Raw genomic sequence first — 20,145 nt, 5'->3', positions numbered from 1 at the left:
AAAAGCATTACAGATTCAACAGAAAACTATTAAGTCCATACAGATTCGTTGTTTTGCCCTCTGAATCGCAATTTTTCGCCTCATCTGTATGGGTTTGCCTAATGAACCACACCGAGACAGCGCCATGACCCTCTACGTCAACCTTGCCGAGCTGCTCGGCACGCGTATCGAACAGGGCTTCTATCGCCCGGGTGACCGGCTGCCGTCGGTGCGGGCGTTGAGCGTCGAGCACGGCGTCAGCCTGAGCACCGTGCAGCAGGCTTATCGGGTGCTGGAAGACAGCGGCCTGGCGATGCCGAAACCCAAGTCGGGCTATTTCGTGCCGGTGAGTCGAGCGCTGCCGGAGTTGCCGGCGATTGGCCGTCCGGCGCAACGGCCGGTGGATATTTCGCAATGGGATCAGGTCCTGGAGTTGATTCGCGCGGTGCCACGCAAGGACGTGGTGCAACTGGGTCGCGGCATGCCGGACATCACCACGCCGACCATGAAACCGCTGCTGCGCGGCCTCGCACGGATCAGCCGGCGGCAGGACATGCCCGGCCTGTATTACGACAACATCCACGGCACCCTCGAACTGCGCGAACAGATCGCCCGCCTGATGCTCGACTCCGGCTGCCAGTTGAGCGCCAGCGACCTGGTGGTCACCACCGGTTGCCACGAAGCGCTGTCGACCAGCATCCGTGCCATTTGCGAGCCGGGAGACATCGTCGCCGTGGATTCACCCAGCTTTCATGGCGCCATGCAGACCCTCAAGGGCCTGGGCATGAAAGCCCTGGAAATCCCCACCGACCCGCTCACCGGGATCAGCCTCGACGCGCTGGAACTGGCACTGGAGCAATGGCCGATCAAGGCCATACAGTTGACCCCCAACTGCAACAACCCGTTGGGCTACATCATGCCGGAACCGCGAAAACGCGCGTTGTTGAACCTGGCACAGCGCTTTGACGTGGCGATCATCGAGGATGATGTGTATGGCGAACTGTCCTACACCTACCCGCGGCCGCGCACGATCAAGTCCTTCGACGAGGACGGCCGCGTCCTGCTCTGCAGCTCCTTTTCCAAGACCCTGGCACCGGGCCTGCGCATCGGCTGGGTGGCACCGGGGCGTTATCTGGAGCGGGTGCTGCACATGAAATACATCAGCACTGGCTCCACCGCGCCACAACCACAGATCGCCATTGCCGAATTCCTCAAGGCCGGGCACTTCGAGCCGCATTTGCGGCGGATGCGCAGCCAATACCAACGCAATCGCGACGCCATGATCGACTGGGTCACGCGCTATTTTCCGGCGGGCACCCGCGCCAGTCGCCCGCAAGGCAGTTTCATGCTCTGGGTCGAACTGCCAGAGGGCTTCGACACCCTGAAACTCAATCGCGCCTTGCATGACCAGGGCGTACAGATTGCCGTCGGCAGCATCTTTTCCGCTTCGGGCAAGTACCGCAATTGCCTGCGGATGAACTACGCTGCCAAACCAACACCACAGATAGAAGAAGCGGTGCGCCGGGTCGGCGCTGCGGCAATCAGGCTGCTGGCGGAAACAGACAGCTGCACCGACTGACCTTTCTCTGGGAATCGGCGTCCTATGCCGACAACGGCCGCCAATCGGAACAATCCTACGTGAGATCCAGACTGCCCCTGCTTGCGCTTCTCCTTCTCACTTCCTTGCTTGGCGGTTGCGCCAGCTTCGACGTTCAACGCGAACCGAGCCAGGCGCTGCCTGCCAGCGACTCGGCGTTTGGTCGCTCGATCCAGACTCAGGCGGCGCCCCATGAGGGCAAATCCGGATTTCGCTTGCTGTCCAACAGCAGTGAAGCCTTCACTGCCCGCGCCGAACTGATTCGCAACGCCCAAAGCAGCCTCGATCTGCAGTACTACATTGTCCATGACGGGATCAGCACCCGGATGCTGGTGGAAGAACTGCTCAAGGCTGCCGACCGCGGTGTGCGGGTGAGGATCCTGCTCGACGACACCACCAGCGACGGTCTGGACTGGACCATCGGCACGCTGGCAGCGCATCCGCAGATCGAGATCCGCTTGTTCAATCCGCTGCACCTGGGCCGTGCCACGGGCGTGACGCGCGCCATGGGCCGGCTGTTCGACCTGTCGTTGCAACACCGGCGCATGCACAACAAGTTGTGGCTGGCGGATAACAGCGCGGCGATCGTGGGCGGGCGCAATTTGGGCGACGAGTATTTCGATGCCGAGCCTAACCTGAATTTTACCGACATCGACATGCTCGGCATCGGTCCGGTCGCCGAACAACTCGGACACAGCTTCGATCAATACTGGAACAGTGCGCTGAGTAAACCGATCGATGAGTTTCTGTCGCGCAAACCGACGCAGAGGGACCTGCAGAACAGCCGGACCCGCCTGGAAGAATCGCTGGAAGAAACGCGCAAACAGAATCATGCGCTGTATCAACAACTGATGACCTTCACCACCAACCCACGCATGGATATCTGGCGCCGTGAGTTGATCTGGGCCTGGAACCAGGCGTTGTGGGATGCACCCAGCAAAGTACTGTCCAAGGGTGAACCCGATCCGCATTTGCTGCTGACCACGCAATTGGCACCTGAACTGACGGGTGTCAGCAAAGAGCTGATCATGATTTCGGCGTACTTCGTGCCCGGTCAGCCGGGGTTGGTTTACCTCACCGGCCGGGCCGATGCCGGGGTGTCGGTGAGCTTGTTGACCAACGCCCTCGAAGCCACCGACGTACCGGCAGTGCATGGCGGCTACGCGCCCTATCGCAAGGCGTTGCTGGAACATGGGGTGAAACTCTACGAATTGCGCCGCCAGCCCGGCGAAGGTGGCGGCAGCGGGCCAGTCTTCTACAGCCGCTCTTACCGGGGCTCCGATTCCAGCCTGCACAGCAAGGCGATGATTTTCGACCAGCAGAAAGCATTCATCGGTTCGTTCAATTTCGATCCGCGCTCGGTACTGTGGAACACAGAGGTTGGCGTGCTGGTAGACAGCCCGGAACTGGCCGCATACGTGCAAAAAGCGGCACTGGAGGGTATGGCGCCGGCGCTGAGCTATCAGGTGAAGCTGGAGAATGACCAGGTCGTCTGGGTGACTGAAGACGACGGCAAAATGCACGTCTTGACCAAAGAGCCGGGGAGCTGGTGGCGGCGGTTCAACGCCTGGTTCAGCACGGCGGTCGGCCTGGAGCGCATGTTGTAACCCTGTAGGTGGCTGACTGGCAGTTTTGCGTCAAGCAGGCTCGGCGACTGCGCCAAACGCCCCTTGCCGCGACAGCAGAATCACCAATCCGAACGCCCCGGCCGCCATCAACAACGGCAACGCATGCCCGCTGATCCACTGACTGCCGGCACCGGCCGCCAACGGGCCGATCAGGCAACCGATCCCCCACAGCTGTGCAATATGCGCGTTGGCGCGCACCAGGGCGTCGTCGCGATAGCGTTCGCCGATCAGGATCAGGGACAAGGTGAACAGGCCGCCGGCACTGGCGCCGAACAACACCCACAGGGGCCAGATCAGCAGCGTGTCGATCAGCAACGGGATCGCCAGGCTCGACACCAGCAAAACGACCGCACAGCCGGTAAACAGCGTGCGCCGCGACAAGCGATCGGCCAACGCGCCAATCGGCAACTGCAGCAACGCATCGCCCACCACCACCGTGCTGACCATCGCCAAGGCAATGTCGGTGGAGAAGCCTTGCCGCAGGCAATAGACCGGCAGCAGAGTCAGGATCATCGCCTCAAACGCGGCAAACAATGACACCGCCCAGGCAATCGCCGGCAGGCCACGGCAGAAGCCCAGCAAGTCCCTGAAGGTCACGCTGCAGGCTTCGCTGGTCGGTGCACCGCTGCGACCCAGCAAGAGAAACGGTGCCGCGGTCAACAAACCGACGCCGACCCAGAATCCGTAATCATGCTCAGTGCCCACCACGCCCAGCAGCAACGGCCCGGCCAGCTGACTCAATGCGTAGCTGCTGCCATACAGCGCCACCAATCGGCCGCGCCATTGCTCGACCACCAATTGGTTGATCCAGCTTTCACCAAGAATGAACACGAGGGTCAGGATCACCCCGATCATCAGCCGCAGCACCAGCCACACCGGATAGCTCGGCAGCAGTGCGAGCAAACCGATGGACAACGCCCCGGCCCACAGGCACAGGCGCATCAGATTGGCCGTACCGAGGCGCGCCGCCAGATGGCTGGAGATCTTCGCACCCAACAGCACGCCAATGGCCGGCATGGCCGCCATGACACCAATGGCAAACGAACCGTAACCCCAGCCTTCGAGGCGAAACGATACCAACGGCATGCTGACGCCCAAGGCCAGGCCGACACTCAAGACAGACGCCAACACGGCGAAATAAGTCGCCCAACGCATGTTCCACGCTCCTGTGGATATTATTTTTCACAGACGACACAAAACAAATGTGGGAGCGGGCTTGCTCGCGAAGAGGCCATCACATCCAACATCATCGTTGGCTGTTACGGCGCCTTCGCGAGCAAGCCCGCTCCCACAAGGGATCTGCGTCGTTCAGGAGCCCGGTTGAAAGCCGGGCGCCGTCACTGGCTTACAGCTTGATCCAGGTCGCCTTCAGCTCGGTGTACTTGTCGAACGCGTGCAGCGACTTGTCGCGACCGTTGCCGGACTGTTTGAAACCACCGAACGGCGCGGTCATGTCGCCACCGTCGTACTGGTTGACCCACACGCTACCGGCGCGCAGTGCCTTGGCGGTCAGGTGCGCCTTGGAAATATCCTTGGTCCACACCGCTGCGGCCAGGCCGTAAGGCGTGTCGTTGGCGATCTGAATAGCTTCCTCGGCGGTATCGAACGCAATCACCGACAGCACCGGGCCAAAGATCTCTTCCTGAGCGATTTTCATCGCATTGTTGACGCCGTCGAAAATCGTCGGCTCAACGTAGGTGCCACCGGTTTCCTGAAGAATACGCTTGCCGCCCGCCACCAGCTTGGCGCCGTCGGTGTGCCCGGATTCGATGTAGGACAGGACGGTGTTCATCTGCTGGGTATCCACCAGTGCGCCGACGTTGGTCGCCGGGTCCAGCGGGTTGCCCGGCTTCCAGGTTTTGAGGGCCTCGATCACCAGTGGCAGGAAAGTGTCCTTGATCGAACGCTCGACCAGCAGACGCGAACCCGCCGTGCAGACTTCGCCCTGGTTGAAGGCGATGGCGCTGGCAGCCGATTCGGCAGCGGCTTGCAAGTCCGGTGCATCGGCGAACACGATGTTCGGGCTCTTGCCGCCGGCTTCGAGCCAGACGCGCTTCATGTTCGATTCGCCGGAGTAGATCAGCAGTTGCTTGGCGATCTTGGTCGAACCGGTGAACACCAGGGTATCCACGTCGTTGTGCAGGGCCAGGGCTTTGCCGACGGTGTGACCGTAGCCCGGCAGGACGTTCAGCACGCCTTTCGGAATGCCGGCTTCGACGGCCAGCGCAGCGATGCGAATAGCGGTCAGCGGCGATTTTTCGGACGGCTTGAGGATCACCGAGTTACCGGTGGACAGCGCTGGCCCGAGTTTCCAGCAGGCCATCATCAACGGGAAGTTCCACGGCACGATGGCGCCGACCACACCGACAGGCTCGCGAGTGACCAGGCCGAGCTGATCGTGCGGGGTCGCGGCGACTTCGTCGTAGATCTTGTCGATGGCTTCACCGCTCCAGCTCAGGGCTTGCGCCGCGCCGGGAACGTCGATGTACAGGGAATCGCTGATCGGCTTGCCCATGTCCAGGGTTTCAAGCAACGCCAGTTCTTCGGCATGCTGCTTGAGCAGGCTGGCGAAGCGAATCATGGTGGCTTTGCGCTTGGTCGGTGCCAGGCGCGACCAGACGCCGGAATTGAACGTGGCGCGAGCGTTTTCAACAGCGCGCTGGGCGTCGGCGGCGTCACAGCTGGCGATCTTGCCCAGCAGACGGCCATCGACGGGGCTGATGCACTCGAAGGTCTCGCTGGAGACGGCATCGGTGTATTCGCCATTGATGTAGGCGCGGCCTTCGATCTTCAGATCGCGAGCCCGTTGCTCCCAATCGGCACGAGTCAGGGTGGTCATACGAGTGTCCTCCTCTTGTTGAATGCGAGCGCCCCGCGTTCTTCGCGGGCGATCTCAGGAATGCTGCCCGGCCAGCCTGCACTTTCGGCCCAGGGCAACCGCCACCCTAAACCAGTGGCCGGGGTTGTTTCAATATATTTGACACAAGGTCGGTAAACGGGCTTGCGGTGTTCATTTTAATAAACATAGACTTTGCGTATTCCAGCCACTCGCGCCGCAATCACGGGGGATTACAACAATGAGCATCCAGGACATCGTCGACTTCAACCAGGCCGCTACCGAGCCCGAGCGCTATAAGCCGGATCAAGCGAAAATCCTCAAGGGCGATCCCGAGCAAGTGGTTTACAACCACTACAACAGCCCTTGCGGTCAGCTGAACGCTGGTGTTTGGGAAGGTGCAGTCGGTCAGTGGCATGTGAACTTCACCGAACACGAATATTGCGAGATCGTTCAGGGCGTTTCAGTGCTGCGCGACAACGACGGCAACAGCAAAACCGTGCGCGCGGGCGATCGCTTCGTCATTCCGGCCGGGTTTCGGGGCACTTGGGAGGTGCTGGAGCCATGCCGCAAGATCTACGTGGCGTTTGAACAGAAGGTCTGAAGATTTGGGTTGTCCAGGCCGGCCTGAAGAGCAACACAAAACCCCAAGCGACAAAAAAGGCCCGTATCTCGCGATACGGGCCTTTTTCGTAAGAGGAAAAATCAATTACTTGATTTTGCCTTCTTTGTAGATCACGTGCTTGCGAACAACCGGATCAAATTTCTTGATCTCGATTTTGTCCGGGGTAGTACGCTTGTTCTTGTCGGTAGTGTAGAAGTGACCAGTACCGGCGCTCGAAATCAAACGAATCAATTCACGCATGATTAGCTCCCTTAGATCTTGCCAGCTTTGCGGATTTCGGCCAGCACGACAGTGATGCCACGCTTGTCGATGATACGCATGCCTTTGGCAGATACGCGCAGACGCACGAAACGTTTCTCTTCTTCAACCCAGAAGCGGTGATGCTGCAGGTTCGGCAGGAAACGACGACGGGTTTTGTTATTTGCGTGGGAAATGTTATTCCCAGTTACCGGACCCTTACCGGTAACTTGACATACTCTCGACATGCCTCAGCCCTCTAAAACCACATGCCCAACCCGGCATGGGTTGGCCGCTTAATCTCTCAGTCATTTGGCGCCAGGCGCCGCGTTTCTTTAGAGGTCTTACCGGCTACACCTACAAGTGAAGGAACCGGGCCCCTAGAAAAGAGCGCTGCTTTATACCAGAAAGACTGGAAAGCAACAACATTCCGTGTGCGTGGAGCTGATAAAAAGCGGTTTTTTCTGGCTTCGAGCGCCCAAGACAAAGGCTGTCGTCGATAGCGACCGCTCGTCGCAGAAAATCGGCCGAGCCACCTATCGAGGTTTTTTGCCAACCGCCGCACACCCACATCAATCGCACATACTCCCCTTAAAATGAAAAAGGGGATAGTCATTTGCAAAAGAGCCCACTAGGGTAAGCCTTTTCCAGACTGCACTTGCAGATGGGCCTTCGATCTGTAAAGGAATCCGACCATGCGCCTCGCTGCCCTACCGCTGTTGCTTGCCCCGCTTCTGCTGAGCCCACAGGCTATGGCAGCCGCCTTGAGTGTCTGCACCGAGGCCAGCCCGGAAGGGTTCGATGTGGTGCAATACAACTCGCTGACCACCACCAACGCCTCGGCCGATGTGCTGATGAACCGCCTGGTGGATTTCGATACGGCCAGCGCCAACGTGGTCGCCGGACTCGCGGACAGCTGGGAAGTCACCCCCGATGGCTTGACCTATGTCTTCAAGCTGCACCCGAAAGTGAAATTCCACCGTACCGAATACTTCAGCCCGGCCCGCGACCTGACCGCCGAAGACGTGAAGTTCAGCTTCGACCGCATGCTCGACCCTGCCAACCCGTGGCACAAAGTGGCCCAGAGCGGCTTTCCGCATGCCCAGTCGATGCAGTTGCCGGCATTGATCAAGAAGATCGACGCGCTGGACCCATTGACCGTGCGCTTCACCCTCGACCATCCCGACTCGACTTTCCTTGCGACCCTGAGCATGGGTTTCGCCTCGATCTATTCCGCCGAATACGCCGACAAACTGATGAAGGCCGGCACCCCGGAGAAGCTCAACAGCCAGCCGATCGGCACCGGCCCATTCATCTTCACGCGCTTCCAGAAAGATGCCTCGATTCGCTACAAGGCCAACGCCGACTACTTCCGTGGCAAGCCGTCGGTCGACCCGCTGATCTTCGCCATCACCCCGGATGCCAACGTGCGCCTGCAGAAGTTGCGCCGCAACGAGTGCCAGATTGCCCTGTCGCCCAAGCCCCTGGACGTGCAATCGGCGCTGAAGGAACCCAACCTGAAAGTGGAAAAGACGGACGCATTCATGACCGCGTTCGTCGCCATCAACAGCAGCATCCACCGCTGGACAAGCCTGAAGTGCGCCAGGCGATCAACCTCGCGTTCGACAAGGCCAACTACGTCAAGGCCGTGTTCGAAGACACCGCCGAGCCCGCCAATGGCCCGTATCCACCGAACACCTGGAGTTACGCCAAAGGTTTGCCGGGCTACCCGCATGACGTCGCAAAGGCGCAAGCCTTGATGGCCAAGGCCGGGCTCAAGGACGGTTTCAAGACCACCATCTGGACCCGACCTTCCGGCAGCCTGCTCAACCCGAACCCGAGCCTCAGCGCTCAAATGCTGCAATCGGACCTCGCGCAGATCGGTATTCAGGCCGAGATTCGGGTGATCGAATGGGGCGAGTTGATTCGCCGCGCCAAGGCCGGTGAACACGACCTGCTGTTCATGGGCTGGGCCGGCGACAACGGGGACCCGGACAACTTCCTTACGCCGCAGTTTTCCTGCGCCGCGCTCAAGTCGGGCACCAACTTTGCCCGCTACTGCAACCAGGACCTGGACAAATTGATCAACGCCGGCAAGACCACCAGCGAGCAAGGTGTGCGCACCAAGCTCTACGAACAGGCCCAGGCGCAGATCCAGCAGCAGGCGTTATGGCTGCCGCTGGCCCACCCGACCGCCTTCGCGCTGACGCGCAAGGATGTCGAGGGGTACTCGGTCAGCCCGTTTGGCCGCCAGGATTACTCCAAGGTCAGCCTCAAATAATCAGCGTCGCCACAAATCCTGTGGGAGCGGGCTTGCTCGCGAAGGGGGCGTGTCAGTCGACATCAATGTTGCCTGACACACCGCTTTCGCGAGCAAGCCCGCTCACAGGGAATTTGTGTTTGTCGGGCTTCCCGCTACAGCCACCCATACTCGGCCATGGACAGCGGCTCGCCATCCCCGATGATGAAATGGTCGAGCACCCGCACATCGATCAGATCCAGCGCCTCCTGCAGGCGCTTGGTCAACGTGCGGTCGGCCTGACTGGGGTTGGTATTGCCCGACGGGTGATTGTGGCAGAGGATCAATGCTGCGGCGTTGTGGGCCAGGGCACGCTTGACCACCTGCCGGGGATGGACACTGGTGCTGTCGATCGAGCCGCGAAACAACGCCTCGAAGGCCAGCACTTGATGCCTGGAGTCCAGAAACAGACAGCCGAACACCTCATGAGGCTCGTGGCGGAGCATCGACTTCAGGTAATCCCGAACCGCCTGCGGATTTTCCAGCGCCGATTTCTGGCGCGCCCGTTCGGCCAAATGCCGCCTGCCCATTTCCTGCGCCGCCTGCAACTGAGCGAACTTCGCCGGCCCAAGCCCCAAGTGCCTGCTGAACTCGGCCTGATCAGCCTCGAATAACGAGCGCAGGCTGCCAAACTGACTCAAGAGGTGTCGCGCCAGGTCCACCGCGCTTTTGCCGGCCACACCGGTTCGTAAAAAAATGGCCAGCAGTTCGGCATCCGAAAGACTCGCTGCCCCCAGTTCAAGCAATCTCTCCCGCGGCCGCTCGGCTGCCGGCCAATCGCGAATACTCATAACACCTCCCTGGAATATGGGCGCCGCTGTTCCGTAGCGGTCGCTGTGATATCGTAGCCCATCTTTTTTGCGGGCGATTTCATCCCTGGGGAGGGGGTATCGCCATGCAGTCATCAACGAAATGAAAGGCAGACCTATGCAGCGGCTGTATCGGAAACGCATCGTTCTGGGCGTCGGCGGTGGCATTGCTGCCTATAAAAGCGCCGATCTGGTTCGCCGCTTGATCGACCAGGGCGCCGAAGTGCGCGTGGTCATGACCCGCGGTGGCAGTGAGTTCATTACCCCGCTGACCATGCAGGCCCTCTCCGGGCACCCGGTCCACCTCGACCTGCTGGACCCTGCGGCAGAAGCCGCCATGGGCCACATCGAACTGGCCAAATGGGCCGACCTGGTGCTGATCGCCCCCGCCACCGCGGACCTGATCGCCCGCCTGGCCCAAGGCATTGCCGACGACTTGCTGACCACGCTGGTGCTGGCCACCGACGCCGTGGTCGCCGTTGCCCCGGCGATGAATCAGGCCATGTGGCGCGATCCAGCCACCCAGGCCAACCTGCAAACCCTCGAAAACCGCGCTCTCAAAGTCTTCGGCCCGGCCTCAGGCAGCCAGGCCTGCGGCGACGTCGGCATGGGCCGCATGCTCGAAGCCACCGACCTCGCCCAGTGTGCGGCGGACTGCTTCCAGCGTCAGGCACTGACCGGCAAACACGTGCTGATCACCGCCGGCCCGACCCAGGAAAACATCGACCCGGTGCGCTACATCACCAACCACAGCTCAGGGAAAATGGGCTTTGCCCTGGCCGAAGCCGCGGTAGAAGCCGGCGCCCGTGTCACGCTGATCACCGGGCCGGTGCACCTGCCGACGCCGGATCGCGTCACCCGCATCGACGTGGTCAGCGCCCGCGACATGCTCGCCGCGTGTGAAGCCGCGATCCCCTGCGACCTGTTTATCGCCTCGGCAGCAGTCGCAGACTACCGCCCGGAAGTCGTTGCCCCACAGAAACTCAAGAAAGATCCTACGAACGGCGACGGCTTGTTGCTACAGATGGTGCGCAACCCAGACATCCTGGCCACCATCGCCACCCGTCCCGACCGTCCATTCAGTGTCGGCTTCGCCGCCGAAACCGAACACCTGCTCGACTACGCTGCCCGCAAGTTGAAAGACAAGAACCTCGATTTGATCGTCGCCAATGACGTCGCCAACCCGAGCATTGGCTTCAACAGCGAAGAAAACGCCTGCAGCGTGATCGACCGTGAGTTACACGCCACACTTTTCGCCCAGACCAGCAAGAGCAAGATTGCCCGCCAGCTGATCACTTTTATCGCCGAACGTCTGAACCAGGTTTAATTTACATGCACGCTTTGCAAGCCAAGATCCTCGACCCCCGCATCGGTACCGAATTCCCGCTGCCGCAGTACGCCACGCCCGGCTCCGCCGGCCTTGACCTGCGCGCCATGCTGGAAAAAGACACTGTCATCAAGCCGGGCGAAACCCTGCTGATTCCTACCGGCCTGTCGGTGTACATCGGCGACCCCGGCCTGGCGGCGCTGATTCTGCCGCGCTCCGGCCTGGGTCATAAACACGGCATCGTGCTGGGTAACCTGGTCGGTCTGATCGATTCCGATTACCAGGGCCCGCTGATGGTGTCGTGCTGGAATCGTGGCCAGACCGAATTCAACATGGTGGTCGGCGAACGCCTGGCTCAGCTGGTGTTGGTGCCGGTGGTTCAAGCGCACTTCGAGATGGTCGAAGAGTTCGTCGAAACCCAGCGCGGCACGGGTGGTTTCGGGCATTCCGGCAGCCACTGATCAGCACGATACCTGTGGCGAGGGAGCTTGCTCCCTCGCCACAGGTGCTTTGTTTGCTGAAATTTGCACAAAGTTCATCTGGAAGGTTTACGGCTCAAAATCAAGGCATTGGCCGGTGATTCCCCCGCAAAAGCAGGTGGCATGGCCTTTACACACCACGAACTCTCTGCCGAAAACGCCGTCATACCCTTCAGTTTGAGCCAGCCGGTGAGTTTTTCGCCGACAGGCCCAGCCACTTTCAAGATGGAGCATTCCCAGTAATGAGCACCCCGGCAAATGTTGCACCCAAGTTCCCCGACAGCATCTTCCGCGCCTACGATATTCGCGGCACCGTCCCGGAATTCTTGAACGCTGAAACCGCTTATTGGCTTGGTCGCGCCATCGGCTCCCAGAGCCTGGCCCAGAACGAACCCAACGTTTCCGTTGGCCGCGACGGGCGCCTGTCCGGCCCGGAACTGGTAGAACAACTGATCAAAGGCCTGGCCGAGAGCGGCTGCCACGTCAGCGACGTCGGTCTGGTGCCAACCCCTGCGCTGTACTACGCCGCCAACGTACTGGCCGGCAAATCCGGTGTCATGTTGACCGGCAGCCACAACCCGTCGAACTACAACGGCTTCAAGATCGTCATCGCTGGCGACACCTTGGCCAACGAACAGATCCAGGCCCTGCACGATCGCCTCAAGACCAACAACCTGAGCAGCGGCCAGGGCAGCATCACCCAGGTCGAGATCCTCGATCGCTACAACACCGAAATCGTCCAGGACATCAAACTCGCCCGCCGCCTGAAAGTCGTGGTCGACTGCGGCAACGGCGCGGCCGGCGTAATTGCCCCGCAGCTGATCGAAGCCCTGAACTGCGAAGTCATTCCGCTGTTCTGCGAGGTCGACGGCAACTTCCCGAACCACCATCCGGATCCAGGCAAGCCGGAAAACCTGGTGGACCTGATCGCCAAGGTCAAGGAAACCAACGCTGACCTCGGCCTGGCTTTCGACGGCGACGGCGACCGCGTCGGCGTAGTGACCAACACCGGCAGCATCGTCTATCCGGACCGCCTGCTGATGCTGTTCGCCCGCGACGTACTGGCGCGCAACGCTGACGCGGAAATCATCTTCGACGTCAAATGCACCCGTCGCCTGACGCCGCTGATCAAGGAATATGGCGGTCGTCCGCTTATGTGGAAGACCGGTCACTCGTTGATCAAAAAGAAAATGAAACAAACCGGCGCCCTGTTGGCCGGCGAAATGAGCGGCCACATCTTCTTCAAGGAGCGCTGGTTCGGTTTCGACGACGGCATCTACAGCGCCGCGCGCCTGCTGGAGATCCTCAGCAAGGAAAAATCCACCGCGGAAGAGTTGTTTGCGACCTTCCCGAACGATATTTCTACGCCAGAAATCAATATCCATGTGACCGAAGAGAGCAAATTCAGCATCATTGATGCATTGCACGACGCGAAGTGGGGCGAAGGCGCTGACCTGACCACCATTGACGGCGTGCGAGTCGACTACGCCAAAGGCTGGGGCCTGGTTCGCGCCTCCAACACCACACCGGTGCTGGTGCTGCGCTTCGAGGCCGATGACGAGGCGGAATTGCAGCGCATCAAGGACGTATTCAAAGTCCAGTTGAAGCGTGTTGCACCTGATCTCCAACTACCGTTTTGATTTATTGAAGCGCCTTTTATCGAAGTGCCGGAGCCCTGAATGACCCTCGAACGCGAAGCCGCCGCCAACACCGCCAAGGTCCTGTCCGAAGCGCTGCCTTACATCCGCCGCTATGTCGGCAAGACGCTGGTGATCAAATACGGCGGCAACGCGATGGAAAGCGAGGAGCTGAAAACCGGCTTCGCCCGCGACATCGTGCTGATGAAAGCCGTGGGCATCAACCCGGTGGTGGTGCACGGTGGCGGCCCGCAAATCGGCGACCTGCTCAAGCGCTTGTCGATCGAGAGCCACTTCATCGATGGCATGCGCGTGACTGACGCGCAGACCATGGACGTGGTGGAAATGGTCCTCGGGGGCCAGGTGAACAAGGACATCGTCAACCTGATCAACCGTCATGGCGGCAGCGCCATCGGCCTGACCGGTAAAGACGCCGAGCTGATTCGCGCGAAAAAGCTCACCGTGACCCGCCAGACACCGGAGATGACCCAGCCGGAAATCATCGACATCGGCCAGGTGGGCGAAGTGGTCGGGATCAACACCGACCTGCTGAACCTGCTGGTCAAAGGCGACTTCATCCCGGTGATCGCGCCAATCGGCGTCGGCGCCAACGGCGAGTCCTACAACATCAACGCCGACCTGGTGGCGGGTAAAGTCGCCGAAGCGCTGAAAGCCGAAAAGCTGATGCTGCTGACCAACATCGCCGGCCTGATGGACAAGTCGGGCACGGTCCTGACCGGCCTGACCACCCAACAGGTCGACGAACTGATCGCCGACGGCACCATCTACGGCGGCATGCTGCCGAAGATCCGTTGCGCGCTGGAAGCCGTGCAAGGCGGCGTTGGCAGTTCGCTGATCATCGATGGCCGGGTGCCGAATGCGATTCTGCTGGAGATCTTCACCGACACTGGTGTGGGTACTTTGATCAGTAATCGCAAGCGTCACTGATTCAGCAATAGCAAAAGATCGCAGCCTTCGGCAACTCCTGCAACGACGGATTTTCGGATATACGAAAACCCTGTAGGAATTGACGAAGTCTGCGATCTTTTTTATGCGCATAGGAAATGTCTGACCTAACTAAGCGAAACGTCCGACATCCGGCCAGCATTAGTCCGAATAGGATCTTCCCTGAATCCACAGGAGATCGACCTCATGCAAAAAGAATACGTTCCTTACGGCAGCGATGTTTCAGCAGGCACCTTTGAATGCGTGGACTGCGGGCATAAGTATTCGAATCAGGCAAAAACCTCGATCCCACCGTGCCCTCAGCACCAGAAATCGACGCACACACGCAATGGATGGAAAGTTCTTACCGGCCAAGGCGACGCCGTGGTTGATCCATATCCGAAAAAAACCGACAAACCCACCGGGATCAAGCAGGTCGAAACTTCCAACCCTGCCAGCGAAAAATAGCCTCGGAGACATTAGGCCATGCAGATCTCGTTCACGATCGACGCCCAGGCTTTCGAGCAGGAACAGAAGGAGCCGGTCAAAAAGACCCTGAAGATTTCCGATAGCGAAATCGCTCATGCTTTGCAGCGTATCGCCAAGGCCAGCCTGACCGAATATTTGAAGATGCTGGTCGAAGGCGGCATGCCGAGTCGGGCCGATGAAGCTAAACAGGATCGCCTGCTGTACTTGATTCAAAACTACTTCGGGCAAACATTGCCGACCGAATCGCAGATATCGACGATTTTCCAGTTGACCCAAAGCCAGAGCAAAACCTTGCTGAAAAACACGGTTTCACGCTTTCGCAATCAGCTGGACGAAATCTTGCGACACAGCATGCGAGCCGTGATCGAGTCTGCGGAACATGCGCAGACGGTGTACCTGGTGGTGATCAGTTCGGACGTCATTCGTGATGAGCTGAACATGCTGATCACACAGAACGAACCGACCTTCAAACCCATCACAAAACGTAAAGGCAGCGCCGGGCAGTTCGAGATCAGCGAGGATTCTCACGACTTGCTCTGCGCAACGCTGGGGATCAATGCCGTTCAGTGACATCGTGGCGGTCAGTGGATTGCTGCTGACCTTGACCACCTTCATGTTCAACCTGGCGTGGCAGAGGCTGCATGAAGCACTGGAGCTGGATGAAAGCCTATCTGGTCCGCTCGCCAGAAAACGTAGCCGAAAAAAGGTAACGAACGTTTTGTTCGCCTGCGCCCTCCCTCTGACAAGCGCCTTCCTGGCGCTGTTTTACGTCAACTTTCCTGCTGCAGTGAGAATCATGGGCAGCAGCACGCTGGACCTGTGGGATTTCGACGTGGATCGCACGCTTTACGTGTTCGTCGTCTTGGCGCTGCTGGTGTTTGCGCTGCTCAATGTATGGCTCGCTGTGCGGCTTATCGATAAATGGCGGAAGCTGGGCTAGTAGCACGTCCGCTTTCCATATTTCACTGCTATCCCTATTTTCAACATTCGCTGAAATAATCATGCTGGATGAAAATCATCGACAGTTTTCACCAGAATGGCTATTTTCAGCATTCGTTGAAAAGGGCTAAATCAATGAAAGAACTCGAAATGCACGCAAGAGACGCGTTGCGAAACCTCCTGAGTAAAATACCGATCCTCGAGATTAAAAGCCTGAAATCTGTCCCGCTTTCAAAAGCCTGGACTCCCGACTTCGTTGTCGAGGTAAACACATCAGGTAAATCGCACTCTCTCGTCTGCGAGGTCAAAGCAAGTGGTCAGCCCAGATTCATAAACGCAGCCATACTTCAGCTTCGCGACTACGTGAACGAGCGGAACACACAGGCTACGCCTATCGTGGTCGCACCTTATCTTTCACCCGTAACCAGACAAGCGTGTCGGGAAAAAGGTGTGGGATATCTGGACCTGGAAGGCAATTCCTGGATTTCATTCGATGGTGTATTCATTGACCACCAAGTTGCTGACAGGCCACCCTCGGAGAACAGGGAGCTGAAGTCTCTCTTCAAACCAAAATCAGCTCAGATCATTCGTATGATGCTTCGGGAACCGGACAGAGTCTGGCGGGTGATGGAGCTTTCCGAAGCTTCCGGAGCGAGTCTGGGTCAAGTCAGCAATGTCCGCACCGCTCTGCTGAATCGAGAATGGGCAAAAACAACAAACGAGGGTGTATGTCTATCCGATCCTAAAGCCCTTTTGGATGCATGGGTCGAAACATACGAGCCTCCATCAGGGGACCGTAAAAAGTTCTATACAACCTTACATGGCAGCGCATTGGAAAATGCGGCGCGGAACGCTATCGGAGAAAGCAGAAACGCACACGCGCTTTTTTCCTCATTTTCTGCCGCTCAATGGCTTGCGCCCTATGCTCGAGTCAGCACGAATTACTTTTATGCGGACATTCAAGGTCTAGAGAAATTGGTCAAAGCACTGCAGCTAGTTCCCGCGTCAAAGGGAGAAAACGTAGTGATCACTTTACCCAAGGACGAAGGACTTCTACTGGACACCGTTGAAGCCGCGCCGGGCGCCATATGCACCAGTCCAGTTCAGACCTATCTGGATCTATCGGTAGCAGGAGAGCGAGGAAAGGAAGCTGCCGAGTATCTACGACAGGAAAAATTGACATGGCCCCGTTAGCACCTCAAGAGCCTCAATCCGCTTCAGATTATGACGACAGAACGACGACTGCAGTGAAGGCGGTATTAGTCGAAATGGGTCAAATTCTTGGTTCCTTCAGAGGCAAGTTTGCAGTGATCGGAGGAGCGGTGCCGTGGCTTCTGCTTGCGAATGACGATATGCAACACGTTGGTACCCTTGATGTCGATTTAAGCCTGAACGCAGAGGCTCTCGGTGATGGCGAGTACGCAACATTGATCGAAGCACTGATGGGCAATGGATACGAGCAAAGAGGAGCACTTCGGCGATTCCAACTAGTCCGCCAGGTTCCCGTGCAGGACGGTGGAGCTGCGATAGATGTGATCGTGGATTTCTTGATGCCGCGCGACGCCGAAATCATCCAAAACAAGCCACCCATTCTCAACGACTTTGCAGTTCAACGCGCCGACGGCGCCGACTTGGCCATGCGTTTCTATCAGATGGTTGCAATTGAAGGCCCCATGCCTACGGGCGGAAAAAATCGTGTCGAGGTCGCTGTGTGCTCGATCCCTGCACTGCTCGCGATGAAGGGATATGCCCTGAACGGAAGGCACAAACAGAAGGACGCATACGACATCTACTACTGCATTCGCAATTATCCCGGAGGCATAGAAGCACTTGCAGAAGAGTGTCGACCAGTACTTGAAACGGGAAGTGGCGAACAGGGTTTTCAGTTCATTTGCGAAAAGTTTGATATCGCCGAGGGCTACGGCCCGACCTCAGTAAGACGCTTCGTCGAAGACAGCCAAATCCTGGGAGATCGCACACCGGGTCAGTGGCAACAGGACGCTTTCGGGCAGATTGATGCCTTATTGCGCGCATTGCGACTACGGGAGTAACAGCTACCCTGATACCAGCACTCAAAAAAAGCCCTGTTCTCACAGGGCCTTTTCTTTAGACGCCGAATTGGGCGCGGTACGCTTCTACGGCCGGCAAGTGTTGCTTGAGCAGCGGATCGTCCGCGAGGAATTCGAGCACCTGGTTCAGCGAAACAATGCTGATCACCGGGATGCCGAAGTCACGCTCCACCTCCTGGATCGCCGACAACTCGCCGTTGCCTCGCTCCTGGCGATTCAGCGCGATCAGCACGCCCGCCGCCTTGGCACCGTCCTGGGAAGCGATGATCTGCATCACCTCACGGATCGCGGTGCCCGCGGTGATCACGTCGTCGATGATCAGCACCTCTCCGGTCAATGGTGCGCCCACCAGGCTGCCGCCTTCGCCGTGGGCCTTGGCCTCCTTGCGGTTGAAGCACCATGGCAAATCACGCCCATGGTGTTCGGCCAGGGCCACTGCAGTGGTCGCTGCCAGGGGGATGCCTTTGTAGGCCGGACCGAACAGTACGTCGAAGGGAATGCCGCTCTCGACGATGGCTGCCGCATAGAAACGACCCAGCTGCGCCAGGGCCTTTCCCGAGTTGAACAGGCCGGCGTTGAAGAAGTAAGGACTGGTGCGCCCGGACTTCAGGGTGAACTCGCCGAAGCGCAAAACGCCGCGATCGATGGCAAAACGAATGAAATCGCGCTGATACGCTTGCATGAAAAAAACCCCAAATACCACGGATTTAGCTAATTAGGTTGACGCCGTGTATCATACACGCACGCGATTTTTGGGGCCATTTATGCGGATCATCAGTGTGAACGTCAATGGTATTCAGGCTGCAGTGGAGCGAGGGTTGCTCAGTTGGCTGCAAGCACAGAATGCCGACGTCATCTGCCTGCAGGACACCCGCGCCTCCGCCTTTGAACTGGACGATCCAGCCTTCCAACTGGATGGCTACTTCCTTTATGCCTGCGAAGCCGAAGTTCCCGCCCAGGGTGGCGTGGCTTTGTATTCGCGGTTGCAACCGAAGGCAGTCATCAGCGGTCTCGGCTTCGAGACAGCCGACCGCTACGGGCGCTACCTGCAAGCCGATTTCGACAAGGTCAGCATCGCGACCTTACTGCTCCCTTCGGGGCAGAACGGCGATGAAGATTTGAACCAGAAGTTCAAGCTAATGGACGATTTCGCCCGTTATCTGGATAAACAGCGACGCAAGCGTCGCGAGTACATTTATTGTGGCTCGCTGTACGTGGCGCAACAGAAGCTGGATATCAAGAACTGGCGCGACAGCCAGCAATCCCCGGGCTTCCTGGCACCTGAACGTGCCTGGATGGACGAGATTGTCGGCAATATGGGCTATGTCGATGCCCTGCGCGAAGTCAGCCGTGAAGGCGACCAGTACAGCTGGTGGCCGGACAATGAACAGGCGGAAATGCTCAACCTCGGTTGGCGTTTCGACTATCAGTTGCTGACGCCGGGCTTGCGCCGCTTTGTACGCAGCGCACGTTTGCCACGCCAGCCGCGGTTCTCGCAGCACGCACCGCTGATCGTGGACTACGACTGGACGCTGACCATCTAGTTTTTCGCTGGCGCACCAGCCAACGCGAGAAAACGGTGTGAACCGGGCCATCTGCTGGCCGATGACAGGAAATGCCCGTATCGCGAGATACGGGCATCTTTCTTATGCAGCGGCGAAGAATGGCAGTGCTAGGTACAACTTGATCACAATGACATTAACGATATCGATGAAAAAAGCCCCCACCATTGGCACCACAAGGAACGCTATCTGTGAAGGTCCGTAGCGCTGTGTCACCGCTTGCATGTTAGCGATGGCCGTTGGCGTGGCACCCAGTCCAAAACCGCAATGCCCTGCTGCCAGTACGGCGGCGTCGTAGTTACTGCCCATGACCCTGAACGTCACGAAAATCGCAAACAGCGCCATGACCAACGTCTGCGCAGCCAGAATGATGAAGATCGGCAACGCCAGCGAAGCCAGATCCCACAGTTTGAGTGACATCAACGCGATCGCCAGAAACAGCGACAAGCTGACATTACCCAGCACCGAGACTTCACGTTCGAACACCTGATACAAACCCAGTGCTGAAAGTCCGTTGCGTAAAACAACACCCACGAACAAGACGCAAACAAATGTAGGCAAGGCGGCCTCAGGTTCCAAGTGCAACAGTCAGTTGATAATGTTGAGCCGATTGGTTGCCAGCAGTTGCAGATGATCCGTCAACACTTCAACAGGGAATTTCCAGCCCAATGTCTGACGAGGTCGGGTG

18 protein-coding genes and 3 pseudogenes are annotated in these 20,145 nt (G+C 58.6%); 14 read left to right on the top strand and 7 right to left on the bottom strand.

Annotated elements, in window-relative coordinates; all coding sequences use genetic code 11:
* Positions 1–124 precede the first annotated feature (124 nt).
* Complete coding sequence (locus tag BZ163_RS21740; RefSeq protein ID WP_128872524.1) at positions 125–1,558, top strand: PLP-dependent aminotransferase family protein; 1,434 nt, start codon at positions 125–127, stop codon at positions 1,556–1,558.
* A 59-nt stretch (positions 1,559–1,617) separates the two neighbouring features.
* Entirely contained in the window at positions 1,618–3,183 is a 1,566-nt protein-coding gene (locus BZ163_RS21735) for a phospholipase D family protein (RefSeq protein WP_128872523.1), read from the top strand.
* 30 nt (positions 3,184–3,213) lie between these two features.
* Here BZ163_RS21735 and BZ163_RS21730 read toward each other — a convergent pair whose 3' ends face one another.
* Both BZ163_RS21730 and BZ163_RS21725 read right to left on the bottom strand, forming a co-directional pair.
* Complete coding sequence (locus BZ163_RS21730; RefSeq protein WP_128872522.1) at positions 3,214–4,359, bottom strand: MFS transporter; 1,146 nt, start codon at positions 4,357–4,359, stop codon at positions 3,214–3,216.
* 190 nt (positions 4,360–4,549) lie between these two features.
* Entirely contained in the window at positions 4,550–6,043 is a 1,494-nt protein-coding gene (locus tag BZ163_RS21725; RefSeq protein ID WP_128872521.1) for an aldehyde dehydrogenase, read from the bottom strand.
* A gap of 238 nt (positions 6,044–6,281) precedes the next feature.
* Between BZ163_RS21725 and BZ163_RS21720 the strand changes: the two genes are divergently transcribed.
* Positions 6,282–6,644 (top strand): cupin domain-containing protein, encoded by a 363-nt coding sequence (locus tag BZ163_RS21720; protein ID WP_128872520.1) that lies wholly within the window; start codon positions 6,282–6,284, stop codon positions 6,642–6,644.
* Positions 6,645–6,749: 105 nt separating this feature from the next.
* On the opposite strand, the gene rpmG is transcribed toward BZ163_RS21720, so the two are convergent.
* The gene (gene rpmG / locus BZ163_RS21715) at positions 6,750–6,905 is read right to left on the bottom strand and encodes a 50S ribosomal protein L33 (RefSeq protein ID WP_007894709.1); all 156 of its coding nucleotides are present in this window, start codon (positions 6,903–6,905) and stop codon (positions 6,750–6,752) included.
* A gap of 11 nt (positions 6,906–6,916) precedes the next feature.
* A complete protein-coding gene (rpmB, locus tag BZ163_RS21710; RefSeq protein ID WP_007894701.1) occupies positions 6,917–7,150 on the bottom strand; it encodes a 50S ribosomal protein L28 in 234 nt (77 codons plus the stop codon).
* Between the two features lie 447 nt (positions 7,151–7,597).
* On the opposite strand from rpmB, the pseudogene BZ163_RS21705 reads away from it, so the two are divergent.
* A pseudogene (locus BZ163_RS21705) lies at positions 7,598–9,183 on the top strand (ABC transporter substrate-binding protein).
* 134 nt (positions 9,184–9,317) lie between these two features.
* Here BZ163_RS21705 and radC read toward each other — a convergent pair.
* On the bottom strand, positions 9,318–9,992 hold the full coding sequence (gene radC / locus BZ163_RS21695; protein WP_128872519.1) for a DNA repair protein RadC: 675 nt from the start codon (positions 9,990–9,992) through the stop codon (positions 9,318–9,320).
* Between the two features lie 136 nt (positions 9,993–10,128).
* On the opposite strand from radC, the gene coaBC reads away from it, so the two are divergent.
* The 9 genes and pseudogenes from coaBC (at position 10,129) to BZ163_RS21645 (ending at position 17,877) form a co-directional block, all read left to right on the top strand.
* Positions 10,129–11,337, top strand: coding sequence for a bifunctional phosphopantothenoylcysteine decarboxylase/phosphopantothenate--cysteine ligase CoaBC (gene coaBC / locus BZ163_RS21690; RefSeq protein ID WP_128872606.1), 1,209 nt, complete (start codon positions 10,129–10,131; stop codon positions 11,335–11,337).
* A gap of 5 nt (positions 11,338–11,342) precedes the next feature.
* Positions 11,343–11,798, top strand: coding sequence for a dUTP diphosphatase (gene dut, locus BZ163_RS21685; RefSeq protein ID WP_128872518.1), 456 nt, complete (start codon positions 11,343–11,345; stop codon positions 11,796–11,798).
* A 254-nt stretch (positions 11,799–12,052) separates the two neighbouring features.
* Positions 12,053–13,456: pseudogene (locus tag BZ163_RS21675) on the top strand (phosphomannomutase/phosphoglucomutase); the annotation flags it as partial.
* 39 nt (positions 13,457–13,495) lie between these two features.
* Complete coding sequence (gene argB / locus BZ163_RS21670) at positions 13,496–14,401, top strand: acetylglutamate kinase (protein ID WP_010465204.1); 906 nt, start codon at positions 13,496–13,498, stop codon at positions 14,399–14,401.
* Between the two features lie 204 nt (positions 14,402–14,605).
* Positions 14,606–14,866 carry a hypothetical protein gene (locus tag BZ163_RS21665; RefSeq protein WP_128872515.1) on the top strand — a complete coding sequence of 87 codons (261 nt, stop codon included), beginning with the start codon at positions 14,606–14,608 and terminating at the stop codon, positions 14,864–14,866.
* A gap of 18 nt (positions 14,867–14,884) precedes the next feature.
* Positions 14,885–15,457 carry a hypothetical protein gene (locus BZ163_RS21660; protein ID WP_128872514.1) on the top strand — a complete coding sequence of 191 codons (573 nt, stop codon included), beginning with the start codon at positions 14,885–14,887 and terminating at the stop codon, positions 15,455–15,457.
* A complete protein-coding gene (locus BZ163_RS21655; protein ID WP_128872513.1) occupies positions 15,444–15,827 on the top strand; it encodes a hypothetical protein in 384 nt (127 codons plus the stop codon). The genes BZ163_RS21660 and BZ163_RS21655 overlap by 14 nt, the downstream gene beginning before the upstream one ends.
* A gap of 68 nt (positions 15,828–15,895) precedes the next feature.
* The gene (locus BZ163_RS21650) at positions 15,896–17,020 is read left to right on the top strand and encodes a type IV toxin-antitoxin system AbiEi family antitoxin (RefSeq protein WP_256579086.1); all 1,125 of its coding nucleotides are present in this window, start codon (positions 15,896–15,898) and stop codon (positions 17,018–17,020) included.
* A complete protein-coding gene (locus BZ163_RS21645; RefSeq protein WP_128872512.1) occupies positions 17,008–17,877 on the top strand; it encodes a hypothetical protein in 870 nt (289 codons plus the stop codon). The genes BZ163_RS21650 and BZ163_RS21645 overlap by 13 nt, the downstream gene beginning before the upstream one ends.
* A gap of 55 nt (positions 17,878–17,932) precedes the next feature.
* Here the strand turns inward: BZ163_RS21645 and pyrE are convergent, their stop codons facing one another.
* The gene (pyrE, locus tag BZ163_RS21640; protein WP_128872511.1) at positions 17,933–18,577 is read right to left on the bottom strand and encodes an orotate phosphoribosyltransferase; all 645 of its coding nucleotides are present in this window, start codon (positions 18,575–18,577) and stop codon (positions 17,933–17,935) included.
* Positions 18,578–18,659: 82 nt separating this feature from the next.
* Between pyrE and BZ163_RS21635 the strand changes: the two genes are divergently transcribed.
* Positions 18,660–19,439, top strand: coding sequence for an exodeoxyribonuclease III (locus BZ163_RS21635; RefSeq protein ID WP_007934608.1), 780 nt, complete (start codon positions 18,660–18,662; stop codon positions 19,437–19,439).
* A 102-nt stretch (positions 19,440–19,541) separates the two neighbouring features.
* On the opposite strand, the pseudogene BZ163_RS21630 reads toward BZ163_RS21635, so the two are convergent.
* Positions 19,542–20,018, bottom strand: a pseudogene (locus BZ163_RS21630) (sodium/glutamate symporter); the annotation flags it as partial.
* Positions 20,019–20,145: the final 127 nt, after the last annotated feature.

Origin of the sequence: Pseudomonas sp. VI4.1, assembly GCF_002029345.1 — a bacterium.
Classification (GTDB): Bacteria; Pseudomonadota; Gammaproteobacteria; order Pseudomonadales; family Pseudomonadaceae; genus Aquipseudomonas.
Note: the sequence above shows the minus strand (reverse complement) of the source record. Positions and strands in the feature narration are given on the sequence as shown.